This window comes from Psychrobacter sp. ANT_H59, assembly GCF_008369225.1.
In the GTDB taxonomy this organism is placed as follows: Bacteria; Pseudomonadota; Gammaproteobacteria; order Pseudomonadales; family Moraxellaceae; genus Psychrobacter; species Psychrobacter cryohalolentis.
On sequence record NZ_VOBE01000007.1, the window covers coordinates 133379 to 148232 of the forward strand.

12 protein-coding genes and 1 pseudogene are annotated in these 14854 nt (G+C 43.0%); 9 read left to right on the forward strand and 4 right to left on the reverse strand.

Translation table 11 applies throughout. The features are described from left to right. Position 1 precedes the first annotated feature (1 nt). The 6 genes from FQ083_RS11565 to FQ083_RS11590 all read left to right on the forward strand — a co-directional run bounded on the left by FQ083_RS11565 (position 2) and on the right by FQ083_RS11590 (position 5769). A complete protein-coding gene (locus tag FQ083_RS11565; protein WP_149409946.1) occupies positions 2-613 on the forward strand; it encodes a 3'-5' exonuclease in 612 nt (203 codons plus the stop codon). Positions 614-746: 133 nt separating this feature from the next. After that, positions 747-2807 carry a D-alanyl-D-alanine carboxypeptidase/D-alanyl-D-alanine-endopeptidase gene (locus tag FQ083_RS11570; protein WP_262881114.1) on the forward strand — a complete coding sequence of 687 codons (2061 nt, stop codon included), beginning with the start codon at positions 747-749 and terminating at the stop codon, positions 2805-2807. 39 nt (positions 2808-2846) lie between these two features. Then, positions 2847-3362 carry an ABZJ_00895 family protein gene (locus FQ083_RS11575; RefSeq protein ID WP_149409948.1) on the forward strand — a complete coding sequence of 172 codons (516 nt, stop codon included), beginning with the start codon at positions 2847-2849 and terminating at the stop codon, positions 3360-3362. Positions 3363-3484: 122 nt separating this feature from the next. Then, positions 3485-4027, forward strand: a complete 543-nt coding sequence (locus tag FQ083_RS11580) for a DUF421 domain-containing protein (protein WP_149409949.1) — start codon at positions 3485-3487, stop codon at positions 4025-4027. A gap of 246 nt (positions 4028-4273) precedes the next feature. Beyond that, entirely contained in the window at positions 4274-4762 is a 489-nt protein-coding gene (rlmH, locus tag FQ083_RS11585) for a 23S rRNA (pseudouridine(1915)-N(3))-methyltransferase RlmH (RefSeq protein ID WP_041752952.1), read from the forward strand. Positions 4763-4854: 92 nt separating this feature from the next. Further along, the gene (locus tag FQ083_RS11590; RefSeq protein WP_149409950.1) at positions 4855-5769 is read left to right on the forward strand and encodes a DODA-type extradiol aromatic ring-opening family dioxygenase; all 915 of its coding nucleotides are present in this window, start codon (positions 4855-4857) and stop codon (positions 5767-5769) included. A gap of 42 nt (positions 5770-5811) precedes the next feature. Here the strand turns inward: FQ083_RS11590 and FQ083_RS11595 are convergent, their stop codons facing one another. Next, positions 5812-7305, reverse strand: coding sequence for an amidase (locus tag FQ083_RS11595; protein ID WP_149409951.1), 1494 nt, complete (start codon positions 7303-7305; stop codon positions 5812-5814). Between the two features lie 284 nt (positions 7306-7589). Next, entirely contained in the window at positions 7590-10871 is a 3282-nt protein-coding gene (locus FQ083_RS11600) for a DNA translocase FtsK (RefSeq protein WP_149409952.1), read from the reverse strand. 724 nt (positions 10872-11595) lie between these two features. On the opposite strand from FQ083_RS11600, the gene trxB reads away from it, so the two are divergent. The 3 genes from trxB (at position 11596) to FQ083_RS11615 (ending at position 14030) form a co-directional block, all read left to right on the forward strand. Next, positions 11596-12618 carry a thioredoxin-disulfide reductase gene (trxB, locus tag FQ083_RS11605; RefSeq protein ID WP_149409953.1) on the forward strand — a complete coding sequence of 341 codons (1023 nt, stop codon included), beginning with the start codon at positions 11596-11598 and terminating at the stop codon, positions 12616-12618. Beyond that, positions 12619-13443, forward strand: a complete 825-nt coding sequence (aat, locus tag FQ083_RS11610; RefSeq protein WP_149409954.1) for a leucyl/phenylalanyl-tRNA--protein transferase — start codon at positions 12619-12621, stop codon at positions 13441-13443. Between the two features lie 152 nt (positions 13444-13595). Beyond that, the gene (locus tag FQ083_RS11615) at positions 13596-14030 is read left to right on the forward strand and encodes a MerR family transcriptional regulator (protein ID WP_149409955.1); all 435 of its coding nucleotides are present in this window, start codon (positions 13596-13598) and stop codon (positions 14028-14030) included. Between the two features lie 85 nt (positions 14031-14115). Here the strand turns inward: FQ083_RS11615 and rimI are convergent, their stop codons facing one another. Both rimI and FQ083_RS11625 read right to left on the reverse strand, forming a co-directional pair. After that, on the reverse strand, positions 14116-14583 hold the full coding sequence (gene rimI, locus FQ083_RS11620; protein ID WP_149409956.1) for a ribosomal protein S18-alanine N-acetyltransferase: 468 nt from the start codon (positions 14581-14583) through the stop codon (positions 14116-14118). A gap of 162 nt (positions 14584-14745) precedes the next feature. Beyond that, positions 14746-14854, reverse strand: a pseudogene (locus FQ083_RS11625) (elongation factor Tu); the annotation flags it as partial.

The window sequence follows — 14854 nt, forward strand, 5'->3', positions numbered from 1 at the left end:
ACTGACTATGAACTGGCTAAAACAGCTGTCTACTGCTTGGCAAAAAAACCAGTTACAGCGACCTGAACTGGCATCAATGTTTACGGCACCTGTCGATGAGCAGTGGGTTGCGATTGATTGTGAAATGACCGGACTCAATCCAAAGAAGCATCACCTATTATCGGTAGCTGCCATTCATATCAATGGTGATAAGATTGATACAGGAAATGGGCTGCATCTGCTTTGCAGACCGCCTGTCATGCCTGAGGGCGATACCATTGTCATTCATGGACTGCGCACCGCCGATGTTGAGCATGCGATGAGCTATGATGAGATGCTGGAGTTACTATTACCCTTTATTGGCAATCGGCCACTTGTGGGGTTTTGTCCGCAAATAGACGTCGGGTTCTTAAACCCTTTAGTAAAGCATTATATGGGTACTCATTTGCCCAATGAGATTATCGATATCCGCCCCCTTTATAGCCGGCGTATGATGGGTCGTAGCCAAGGGCTTTCAAGCCAAGCACAGCATTTGAATAGTATCTTGGCGCATTATAATATTCCTGAGCTTGGCACCCACGATGCTTATAATGACGCCATCATGACGGCAATGGCATTTTTGCATATGCGCTAATATAATGGCTAAAATGCATTATTTAGACAAGGCTTTAAGATAAAAGCACGCTTACAACTACATGCTACAGCTACGCGAAAACAGTAACTCATGTTACCATATCCTGTTTTTGCCACCTGATGATAGGCTGTTCATGCGCTCCTTAGTAAAACCAACTCTACTTAGAACTCATAATTCTTCTATACGGACTACTTCCCCTCTGACAGCCATTAGCCAATATTTGCAAACGCCGAAAAATATCGGTCAACGTCTATCTTTATTGGCATTAGTTGTTGCTCCTACTTTAGCGCCATTACAGGTGCACGCTGCCTTACCGCAAGAGATTGAAACGGCATTAGCGCGAGCCCATTTAAGCGCAGCAGACATCAGTATCGTTATCACACCTGTGGGAGATAAAAACGCCAGCCGCTTGCCCTCTGCCATTCAGGTTATCGACAGTAAAAGGGCGGTCAATCAATTGCAGCCTGCAAGCTCAGACGAGATAAATACTGATGCCAATAACAGCAAGCAAAAACTGGTGCAAAACAAGCAGAGCCCTAAGCCGCTAGCCAATTACCAAAGCGCGTTAGTAACCATCGAAAAGCAAACCATCAGACAGCACGACAGACAATTACACGCTTATACTGATGATCCTTATACCCATCAAAGCTTGATGAGTACTCCGTCATTACTGCCAGAAAACGTATTAAACACTGCTAATTATTCTCCCAGTCAGAACGACAATATCAGTGCTAATGGCGCAGATAATAATAGCGACAATAAAAAAGCTGACAGTGAGACCTCAATAAAAATATCGTTTTCACCATTACTCAATCATCAGCCTGATATTGCGCGTACGCCCGCCAGCACGATGAAACTCGTTCCCAGCTTTATTGCTTTAGATATCTTGGGCGCTGACTTTGTCTGGCATACGCGCGTTTATCATACTGGTATTATCATTGGTGATACATTGCTTGGTGATTTGATAATTCAAGGCAGTGGCGACCCAAAAATGACCCATGAGCGCTTACAGCAATTACTCTATAAAGTGAAAGCAGCAGGCATCCGTCATATCGATGGCGATATCATTGTAGATAGCACTATTTTTAACCATGTCACTAAAGATCCTGCGGCATTTGATAACGCGCCTTTACGTCCTTATAACGCCAGTCCCGATGGTTTTTTGGTAAATTTTAGTACTATTGGTATCCAAAGCTATCCATTAGATAATGCCCAAGCACAGCTGACTTATATGCCGCAGCTGGCAGATTATAAGTTGCCAAGTAAGATAAATATACGACCCTCTGCCTGTGGTCAAGCACGTTATAGCTTAGCGCCGCAGTGGCAAGCGACTCAGATGACCTTTGATACCTCTCTACCCGATAACTGCGGCGACCATGCTTTTTATGTCGCTTATCCTGATGCCAAAGATTTTGCGGCGCGCGTGATCAAAGCCAAATGGCAAGCACTGGATAATACGCTAACGGGCAACGTTGTCGCTCAAGAAACACCATATAAGAATAAGAAATCCATATCAGCGCGCGGTTTGGCAGCTCTACCAATGTCGCCTTTACCAATTGTTAGTTATCCTTCTTTAAACTTAACGCAGCAAATTTATGATATCAATCATTTCTCTAATAATGTGATGACTGAACAAGTGGCGCTATCAATAGGTGCTTATCATAAACCCAAAGATAAAACCGTTAATCCAACCATTAATAAAAACGTCGATAAAGCCATTAATAGTCAGCGTAGCTTATATCAATTTGGTAAGCCTGCGACAACGAGCTACCCTGCTGCCTTACAAACCATCAACGAATGGTGGCAAACGCATCTAAGCACGCCGCCGCCACATCTGACCAATGGTTCAGGGTTATGCCGTGATTGTACGATCAGCGCTGCTAATCTAAGCGAGCTGCTGACTTATGCTTACGCTCACCCAAGCTTTAATGCTTATGTAAACTCGTTAGGTATTGCTGGCGTCAGTGGCACCATTTTGACACATAGCGAGCGTTTACCAGAATCAAACGCCATTGGTCGAGCTTGGATAAAAACAGGTACTTTAAACAATGTCACTTCGATGGCAGGCTATGTCAAAGGCTTATCAGGACAGGATTATGTGGTAGTGGGACTGATCAATAATGAGCAAGCGCTAAATACTTATATAGCAAAAACGGTACTGGACGCCATGTTAGATTGGACAGCGCAGCATTAATTTTTTACGCCAGATTATTTACTTTATAAAGGACATTTTATGTCACGTAAGCCCGCGTCACTTAGCAAACCTATCACCCCATCAGGACGTAAAGGATCACACTTAAATACAACTGCCACTCAACCCAAATTGATGCTCTATATTGGGTTTTTTGCCGTTGGCTATATGCTTGCCAGCGCTGTATTTATGATGATTCAAACCAAGCTTGCTCTCAATGCGCAATTGGTCACTGTGCTGTCTATTGTCTTGGGCGCTTATATTGCCGTGCATAAGTTTATCAAGCACCAACAGCGTGCACTAGATAGAGACGAGATCAACCGCTTAATGTTTGGCGGCGTGATCGTGGTTTGGCTACTCACTATGGTTTATTTTTTGGGGATATGGGTATTTCTATTCGATTCTATCAGCCGTGAAGTGCTGCTTGAGATGAGCATGCAGCAGCCTTTACCGCTAATTTCTGCATTGATCATGATATTGGTGCTGAGTTTGGTGAGCGCACGTATCAGCATTTGGGCAATTAACCACTTGCTTGATCCCAATCGCAAGGGCGCTTAATTGCCTGCTTTCAACAATTGAACGTTATAAACAAGCAACTACAAAGTTTTTGCCCTATTCATCTCTAAATTCCGTTACGCTGTATTTACGCTGATGAACTTTGATGAATAGGAGATAAGACCATGGAAATGATTTTTTTTGACAATGTTGATAAGCTTGGACGTATTATTCTGACCACGGTCGTGGTCTACGTTTTGATTGTTATGTTTACTAAAATTTCAGGCAAACGCTCAACCTCTCAGCTAAATAATTTTGACTGGATTGTCACAGTGATGATTGGGTCATTGAGTGCCAGTACGATTTTACTCAAAGACATTCCGATTATCGAAGGTATGGCGGCTATTCTTTCACTGTATTTATTACAATTTTTGGTCACCAAATACGCCTCTGTTTCGCCGCAATTTAGCAGCTTTATTTTGTCTGAGCCACGCATTGTCTTTTACCAAGGACAGTTTTTGCCCGATGCCATGCGTGATGAGCGTTTGACCCGCCAAGAAATTGAGTGTGCCATGCGCTCTGAGGGTATTCATAATTTTGATGAGGTTGAAGCCGTTGTTTTTGAGTCGGATGCCAAACTGACTATTATTCCAAAGCCCAGTCCTTCTTATAGCAATAACCAAGAAGCAGATGATACGGTATCAGAGACGATTGCTCCACTTATGTAATACAGTTGATAAAATTTTTACTAAAAACTTGATCAGCTCTAAAAAGGATAGAGCAGCATGACTCTTCTCTTTGTCTTACTCTATCCTTTTTAGGCGGCTGTTGGACTATTGGTAAGTAAGTGGGCTTTGAAAGCATTAAAATCATACAGAATAATTGTTTATCAAACATGTCTTGAGCAAAGAATCTAATATTTAACAGGTTTTCTTATTACATTTATTTAACCCCTTCTTAAAATGGCAGTTGTTATGAAAGTAAGAATTTTAACCGTGGGTAATAAAATGCCCAAGTGGGTACAAACTGGTTTCGATGAATATCATAAGCGTATTCAGCCTATGCTCACTACCGAAGTCGTTGAAATTGCGGCGGCAAAACGTGCTAAGAATCCATCAGATGCCAATTTAGCTCAATACCGTGAGCAAGAAGGTCAGGCGATATTAGCCGCTCATGCTGTAGCAGGACGTGAGCAATTGTGGGTACTTGATGTCAAGGGTAAGATGCTATCGACCGAAAATTTGGCAGATAAATTGTCTGATGGTATGCAGCAAGGCGATGATATCGCTTTGGTCATCGGTGGTGCCGATGGTGTGTCACCAGAGGTATTGGCAAAAGCAGATGTGAAATGGTCGTTATCGGCGCTTACGCTACCGCATCCTTTAGTGCGCGTTGTCCTCATGGAGCAGCTATATCGCGCGATGAGTATCAATCATAACCATCCTTATCACCGTGGTAATTAAAGTAGCAATAGAAAACTATCCCGTAGGAAAACATCATCAATCACAGTGACACAACAGATTGAAAAATGGACGCACGCCCTAATAAATGCCACATGAGACATCCTAAACCTGCAACACCCAATGCCCAAAGTATCAATCCGCAACGCGATGATAATCGCGACGATTTGCATAGCCCACTAATATCGACGCCAATTACGGCGGCGGCGGCTTGGACAGATACGCCTATCATATCGAGCGCGGCAAAGCGCCCTAAGTTACCAGCGCTGTTTATATCGCATGGTGCACCGACGCTGGCTATCGAGCAATCTGCTACGACGAGCGCGCTAGCTCGTATAGGACAAAACTTACCCAAACCTCGTGCCATCGTCATTATGTCCGCGCATTGGCAATCCGCGAAACTTGAGATCAGCAGCAATCCTGAGCCAAAAACGTGGCATGATTTTTCAGGTTTTACTCCAGAGCTATATGAGCTGCAATATCCTGCTGCTGGTCATCCAGCACTTGCTGAGACCTTGGCGCAGCAACTGAGTGCCCGTGGTATTGTTTGTAGGGTCAATCCTTTACGTGTCAGTGACCATGGGGTATGGGCGCCACTTTTACACCTGTATCCACAGGCTGATATTCCTATCGTACAAGTATCCTTGCCACAGTATTATGACAGTATCGCCTGCTATCAATTGGGCGCGCAACTGGCACGGCTGCGTGATGAGCAAATTTTGATTATCGGTTCAGGGAATATCACCCACAATTTGCAAGCGCTACGCTGGCAAGCAGACAGTATTGATCAAACCGCAAAAGATTTTAAAGTTTGGCTACTACAACAGCTCAAAACCGACATCCCAAGCGCCCTAGACTGGCAGCAATATCCTGACTATAAAGATATCCATCCAAGTGATGAGCATTTACTGCCGCTATTTTTTGCCTTAGGTGCCGGTCAACGTGTCTCAGTCGTGCATCAAAGTATGGTGCATCATAGCTTAGGCATGGATATCTATCGCTTTGATTAAAGACTCTCAATCAAAGCGATAGATATATGCAGGTATACCACACTACTTTTCAAAAGCAAGTTTGGTAAATAAACCTCCACGCTCCATTTCGCCTGCTACACTCAATAACGTCGTCTCATCATTCATACGCCCAATCAATTGCATACCGATCGGCAGACCTTTTTTACTCATACCGACAGGCAACGACATGGCTGGCAAGCCTGTAATATTACCCAATAAGGTAAAACCCATCTTCCCAAGCACTGGCGAGCTTAACTTTTCAATCATGCCTGAGCTAAAAGCGTATTTGCCCATATCCATGCCTTTATTTAGCAAACTAGCGCTGCGCATCAGCATTTCGTCCATGCGACTTGGTGGTAATACGCCATGTTTTACTGCTGGTGTTGGAACGGTTGGGCACAAAATCATATCGTAGGTCTCTAGCAGAAGACCGGTTTGATATTGGCTATCATGCCAGCCATGCTTGGCGTGCGCCAAATCAACAGCCGATAATGAACGTCCTAACATTGCCATGTTATACGTTTGCGGTTCAAGATTTTGTATATGCTGCGCACCATAGCAACGCTCAATATTATCAATAGTAAACGCAGTATGCGCGCAAACAACGACTAAAAAGTTATGCCAGAATTGTTCAATATTAATATTAGGTTCAGCCGGTATTACGCGGTGACCCATGGCTTCTAGCTGCTTAGCAGTCTTCTCTAATACGGTAAGCACTTCCTTATCGACCACAGTATTGGCAACCAACGGCTGTTGATGCAAGGCGATGGTCAGTTGTCGTGGTGCGCGCATCGCCGCTTCTAAGAAAGTACCTTTAGGCGGCGCTATAACATAAGGCGCCCCAATCTCAGCACCACTAGTCGCATCAAGCATCGCGGCACTATCACGCACGCTACGTGTAATTACATGATCGGCTACTGCCCCTTCCCAGCCTTCACCAAATAACGGTCCCATTGGGTTACGTCCACGACTGGGTTTGAGTCCAAACGTGCCACACCATGCAGCAGGAAAGCGTATCGAGCCGCCACCATCACCCGCGCCTGCCATCGGTACAATACCGCTTGCCACTGCCGCCGCACTACCACCCGATGAGCCACCAGAGCTATAGCCTTTTTTAAAAGGATTATGAGTCACGCCATGTGCTTTTGGCTCAGTGGTGATAATCAAGCCAAATTCTGGGGTATTGGTCTTACCAAAGGTATTGACGCCGGTTGCTTTCATACGCTTGACGATTTCGCTATCGCTTTTTGAGATGATATTGACGCTACGACTGCCCATCGTAATCGGCTCATCCGTGAAGCTAAATGACAAATCTTTTAACAAATAAGGGACGCCATTAAATACACCAGCTGGCAGTCCCGCCTGCGCTGCAGCATAAGCGCGCTCGTCAAAACGATGAATGATAGCATTCAATTTAGGATTGAGCTGATTGGCTTGATAGACTGCCGCATTCAGCAACTCTTTGGTACTGACTTCCCCAGCATTGACCAATGCCGCGAGTGCTAATGCATCGTATTGAGTATATTCTTTAAACATAACCGACCTTCCTTGGAGAATAATCAAATTAAAATTTTGAAAAGATTGATATGTATCCGATTTATAGACAGCATCCAGTTTAGTATAAAACCTTACTGTTTATAATGAATAAACAAACTCATTAGTCATTTACGGTATTTAGAATCCTATTTGATAGGGGCAATTGATAGCCTGAAAATAATACTTCTAAAACCTTTTACTACATAAAATTCCTTAATATCTTCAATAAAAAAGACGAGTTACTTTCGTAAATCGTCTTTTTACCATCCAGTCAAACATAAGCTCTACATTAGTAGCTCACGTTTACCACTCTTACCCATTGAACTGACCAGTCCAGCCTCTTCCATCGAGTCAACAATACGTGCGGCGCGGTTATAGCCAATGCTAAATTTACGCTGAATACTAGAAGCGGAAACTTTACGAGTCTCCATAATAAAACCAACGGCTTCGTTGTAAAGGTCATCATCTTCACCAGAGGCATTGGCAGCACTACTGCCACCGCTAGGACTAGACAATTCAAAATTGCCTGCCATATTGTCGATATAATCAGGCGCACCGCGCTCACGCCATGCATCACAGACGCTATTGACTTCTTCATCGCTGACATAAGCGCCATGGACACGATCAGGTTCAATTTGCCCAGGCCCTAAGAACAGCATATCGCCATTACCAAGCATATCTTCTGCGCCACCACTATCCAAAATAGTCCGTGAATCGACTTTTGAGTTGACTCGTAACGCTGCTCGTACCGGAATATTGGCTTTAATCAAACCAGTAATCACATCAACTGAAGGACGCTGAGTCGCAAGGATTAAATGAATCCCTGCTGCCCGCGATTTTTGCGCCAAGCGTGTAATTAACTCTTCTGCCTGCTTACCGACCTGCATAATCATATCGGCAAACTCGTCGGCAACGATGACAATCATCGGTAAGGTTTTTAGCTTTGGTGCTTGGCTAATACTTACACTGTCATTGGGTCGCCATAATGGGTCAAGCATTGGATTGCCTGATTTTTCAGCAGCGATCACTTTTTTGTTAAACTCATTTAGTTTACGCACCTTTAGCAAGCTCATAAGCTGATAACGACGTTCCATCTCTGCGACGCACCATGACAAGGCACTTGCCGCCTCAGTCATATCGGTAACGACTGGGGTCAGCAAATGCGGAATATCATTATAGTTGGCAAGTTCAAGCTGCTTAGGATCGATAAGAATCATTCGCAGCTCGTTCGGCGTATATTTTAGCAGCATCGATAGTAACATCGCGTTGACCAAGACTGATTTACCAGAACCTGTCGTACCAGCGACCAACATATGCGGCGCTCGTGCAAGATCAGTAATAATAGCTTTACCGCCAATATCTTTACCCATCGCCATACTGATTTGCGCTTTAGGATCTTTAAATTTTTCGGTATCCAATAACTCAATCAAACGCACCATTTCGCGCTGTTTATTAGGTACTTCGATACCGATATATGGTTTACCAGGAATGACCTCAACCACACGTAAAGATGCCATTGATAATGAGCGTGCCAAATCGCGTGAAATTCCCGTAACTTTACTGGCTTTTATCCCAGGCGCTAAGTCTACTTCAAAGCGAGTGACGACAGGTCCTGGAATCGCATTGACAACATTTGCTTTGACATTGAACTCTTGTAATTTGATTTCCAGTAGCTCTGATAACTGCTCAAGCTCAGCAAGCGTATAGCTTGGCTGACGATTGGGGTCTGGTTTATCTAAGATCGACATCTCTGGAATCGGCGACAGACTACTACGATAGGCAGCCGTTTGCATCGAGCGTGATTTTTGACTGAATGCAACATCATCACTAATATGAGGCATAACGGGAGCATCAATCTCGTTAGTACTATCATAAAAATTGTCGTATTCTGGCATCATATCCGTAATATGATTGCTACTATCACCTTCTGGGACTGCAAAACTCATAGTTGGTTTGGTTACTGTGGCTGACTCGATACTTGATATGGTAGACATACTTTCTGCCATTGGTGACACTTTTGGATTTGCAGGCGGGGTATTGGTCGGTGTCATATCTATTATTTCTGATGTATTCTCTACATCAGCATCAGAAAAAGACTCCAAATCGTTCAACAAGTCATTTGCAGCATTATTAGGTATGTCGTCAGTAGAGTCGTTTGGTGATATAGCAGTTTGCTGCTGAATAGGCGCAGTTTCTGTTAATGTCTCTACGGCAGATAATTCTTGTTCATGGCTAAAATCAGTCGCTTCCGGCACTGCCGCATGTTCTGCCAACCATGCATCCACTAAGCTATCGACGCTAGGCGCTGATTCAGGAATATCTGGCTGCGTAGTTGACATGTTCGGTGCATAATCATTTAACGAATGTGCTGCTTGTTGCTGAGTCTCCTCTTGAGTGATATCAAGAACTGGGCTAGCAGAAGAAATTTCAGTATTTAAGCTGTCAACAGAAGCAGCAGCTGATGCCTCTGAATATGGAGCATTTACGACATCATAAGGTATCGTATCTTGCTCATTTTCTATCTGGTTTGCTAATAAATCAGCGACAGTATTTGCATCGTTCCATGCAAAACTTGGCTCAACCTTTCTGATAGGCATTGGCGTAGCATTGGTAGCAGGTACTGATGTTTTATTCAGATTAAAAGCGCTATTGCTAATCGTTGTGGCGGCTGCAGTTTGCAGCTGCTCTTCTCGTTTGGTACTTTCACTGGCGACTTGCGCAGCGGCTGCCATAGAAGCTTTTACACTGGCACCCAATCCTGAAGACGATAAAAAGTCTGTCAATGCGCTATTAAAACGACCACTTCTATTGTCTTGCTGTTTATTGTTAGCCTGTTCATCCACTTGCAACTCAAGAGGCAATTGCTCATATTCTGGAGTATCAGTCTCACTTATTGCTGTATCACGACCTTGTTTATCGGCAGCACTAGTAGCATTGTCTTCTTGTGTTATTTGACTAGCGTCAAGGCTGCTATCAAGGTTTTTGACACCTGACCCAAACCAAGACAAAGTTTTGAATTTTTCGTAAATACTCATCCAATGAATATTAAAGGCAAAGGTGGTCGTAATAGCGACAAACACTGCCAAAAACGTCACACTCCCCCACTGCGATAATAGCTGTGCTAGCCTCGCTTGTAGCTCAAGACCAATAATACCGCCAGCAACGCCTTTGAGACCTGACGACATCGGATCTGCTACCTGCTGTACCAATGCGATCAGTTGGGCAAATAATGCACTACTGCTCAGTATCAAGAACACATAAGCAACCAAGCGTAATAACCAAAACGTCGGTTTATTATCCCACCAAATCAGCACTGATTCATAAACCAGAAACGCCAGTAACCACCACGCACCAAAACCAAAGAAGCTATATAGCAAATCTGAGAGCCATGCGCCCATCTCGCCGCCCATATTATTAATGGTCGTCATATCACTACTGATGTGCGACCAGCTAGGATCATTACCGGTATAAGTCATCAAAATCACGAACAAATAAACCGCGAGGAGTAATCCTAGTAGGGTAAATATGCCCTTTTTTAAGTAATCAATAATTGGTGCTGATATCACGTAAGATCTGCCTTGTTGTTAATACTCGTCATGAATACTCAATAGTCGTCAAACCATGATTAAGCTTAATCATGCTGACATAAATTCCTGATAGAAACTGCTGTAATAGGTTACGACTGATGTGGCGTAATAACACAAAAACTTTATCTAAAATACTACGACAAAATATTGACCGCATTGCTGTTTTTGTTTTGTGCGCGGCATACAACTTCTTATAATAACAAATACATAGCTGCCATGGCGACCGTGTTATCAATAAAGCGCATAAGAAAATCAATCCAGTAGTGATTTAGCCAAAAATGCAGCTAGTAAAAAATGATGCCTGTTCTTTTTGCATTAGAATCTAACCAAAATATATTAAAGCTCTACGTTACTGCTGATATAAATTTTTTATAGCCTCTGTCTGCGTAGGTACAGCAAGCAAGACAAAGTAATACCAGCAGTACGTGATGTTTATATATCACTTTTCACTGACTATATTTGAATATAGGCTCATTTTTGGTACTAAAATTTCAAGCTTCAGATACTTTAGTTCTAATGATACCCATATTTGTTTTAGCAAACTTGCACTTTTTGCTCTTAGCCCTTATGTTATTATCACATAGCAACGATAATAACCAGATACGTCGTCATTTTTACGCTTATCTTTTATAATACTTATAATATCTACTTATTATTTTAACGTTGAACCTTTTCACATTTATTGCTCTAGCAAGGAAATCTTATGGCAACTGATAATACTGCTCCACGCCACGAAAAACTCATTATTTTAGGTTCAGGTCCTGCTGGTTATTCTGCTGCTGTGTATGCAGCACGCGCCAACCTAAAGCCTGTTATGGTCACCGGTATGGAAGTCGGCGGACAGCTCACGACGACGACCGAAGTCGATAACTGGCCGGGTGATGCACATGATTTGACTGGTCCTGCATTAATGGAGCGTATGAAAGCCCATGCCGAGCGCTTTGGTACTGAACTGGTTTATGATCATGTCAATGCTGTGAATTTAAATGTGCGTCCTTTTGAGCTGACTGGTAATAACGGCAATTACACCTGTGATGCTCTTATTATATCAACCGGCGCATCAGCACAGTATCTAGGTCTAGAGTCAGAAACCAAATTCCGTGGTCTTGGCGTTTCTGCTTGTGCAACTTGTGATGGCTTCTTTTATAAAGACCAAAAAGTGGCAGTTATCGGTGGTGGTAACACGGCCGTTGAAGAAGCGCTGTATTTATCAAATATCGCCGCTGAAGTCACTTTAGTCCATCGCCGTGATAGCTTACGCTCAGAAAAAATCCTACAAGATAAACTATTTGAAAAAGCCAAAAATGGTAATGTCAAAATCGAGTGGAACCACAGCGTAAAAGAAGTGGTTGGTGATGAGATGGGTGTAAATGGCGTGGTCATTGAATCTATGATTGATGGCAGCACCAAGCAACTGGATGTGTTTGGTATGTTTGTTGCCATTGGTCATAAGCCGAATACTGACTTATTTAAAGGTCAGTTAGAGATGAAAGACGGTTATCTGATCGTCAACAGCGGTCTCAATGGTAACGCTACCCAAACCAGTATCGAAGGTGTCTTTGCCGCAGGTGACGTCGCAGATCACGTCTATCGTCAAGCGATCACCTCTGCTGGTACAGGCTGTATGGCAGCACTTGATGCTGAAAAGTACCTAGATGCAATAGGCGAAACGGTCGCTCAAGATCATACTTATGCTTCAACGTTGACAGCTGACAAAGAAGCGTAAATGAGCGATTTTGTTAACGATGGTCATACAACGCCTGAGGCTTTTGTTCAACATATCAAGAGTCTTGGGCGTTATGATTTTCCAGAGCCAGCGATAGTAGATCCTGAAGGTATGGGTATTGTGGCTATCGGGGGAGATTTAGCCCCTGAGACGCTGATTTCTGCTTATGCACAGGGTCTATTTCCTTGGTTTAATGACGAGGAGCCAATTGCTTGGTGGTGCCCTGAACCCAGATGTGTGATGCAGTCGACAGACTATCAGCCCAGTAAATCGCTACGTAAGCAAGCAAACCGTAGTCGTTGGCAGTTGACGCTGAATCAAGCTTTTGATGAGGTCATACATGCTTGTAGTTTACCGCGTAGTAATGGCGTTAATGACGATCTTAATGAAAGTCAGCCTGAAGGCGAACATACTTGGATTCATGATGAGATGATTGAAGCCTATACTGAGCTACATGCTCAAGGCTTTGCGCATAGTATTGAAGTTTGGGATGATAAAAATGCACTCGTTGGCGGTTTATACGGCTTAAAAATAGGCGGCATTTATTTTGGTGAATCGATGTTTCATATCGCTTCTAATGCATCAAAGCTGGCATTTTGGGGCTTGATGCGCTTATGTGAGCAAAGCAATGTTAATCTTGTCGACTGTCAACTCCCTAACGATCATCTCACGAGTTTAGGTGCTATCACCTTGTCACGTACTGAGTTTTTGGCTCAACTAGATATATTAATATCTAATAGTTCAGATAATTGGCACAAAAACTCGCATAAGCCTCTAGCGGTATCGCTGTTAGGGAGTTTGCAACCTTGGCAATTAAACCTCTAGTTTATTACTTTATTTTAAAGTCTAAAGTTGATCTGGCTAATCGATACATGAAATAGCGCGACTCGATTGAGTACGTATGATTATTACTATTACGTTTAATCGGCAATTTTTTCATAAATCAGTAACTTACCTATCACGATCATGAGTACATTATGGCACCTGATACCTCTTTTTTATTAATAGGTAAGCTGGCAACCAAAGCCAACACCACTAAAGATACGATTCGTCACTATGATCAATTGGGGCTGCTGAAGTCTCGTAAGCGTCAGGCAGGTTCGCGGCTATATACTGAGTTTCATCCAGAATGTGTTGAACGTATCGAATTAATTAAAAGCGCGCAAGCAATTGGCTTTACCCTGACTGAAATCAAAGAGAGCCTCAATGATTATTACGATGGGCAGCTCGATATTGACTTACAGCTGAACATTACCCAGCAAAAACTGATTCAAATCAGAAAACAACAAACGACCATCAGTTTGATGATAGAGATGTTGACCGAACGCATTGATATTCTTGAGCATATGAAGGCTGATAGTGATTATAAACTCGACATTGATGTGTGTAAAAAGACACTGCCTTTATCCTGATAAGGAAACCTCGATACCACACCGCATTTTATATTTGTTATTGTTTTAAATCTCAAATAATAAAAGCTGCTAATATTTTTTAAGATTAATTATAAATACGCTGCATGATTAGCGCGTCGACTGCCGGTTGATGCGCTGTTTGATAGTAGCTTTTACGTGTATGAATCACAGTAAATCCTTGCTGCTCATATAACGCGATCGCAGCAGTATTATCTGCTCGCACTTCTAATAAAAGACTCTCTACTTGATTGGCCTTTAACGCCTCATCTAGTCTAATAAAAACTCGTGAGGCAATCCCTTGACGCTGATAATCAGGATGAGTGCCAATGCGTAAAATCTCTGCTTGCTCAAACAATAATTGGTATAAACAGTAGCCAATCAATTCGTTTGCAGAATTATCAGTAACAACCATCAGACTGATACTATCCTGTTCGAGCAGGTCGCCTATTGTTTGAGATGTCCAAGGGTCTTGTCGCTGAATCATAGCTTCGATAGTAGCAACTGCTTGGATCGTTGTTACTTGCTTATCTTCTAGTATTTTTATATCGAACATCAGCGCCCCTTTATTTGTTGGCTTTAATATCAATCATATTATCGTTGATTGTCGACACTGTCATTCTATTAGCAAACCATACCCAAAAAAAGCCACCCTCTTTCGAGGATGGCTTTTGACTAATGATTAACAACAATCAGATTACTCTGACAGCGTTAAGTATTAGTTCAATACGTTAGCAACAACACCAGCGCCTACAGTACGGCCGCCTTCACGAATAGCGAAGCGAAGACCTTTGTCCATAGCGATTGGGTGGATAAGCTCTACGCCC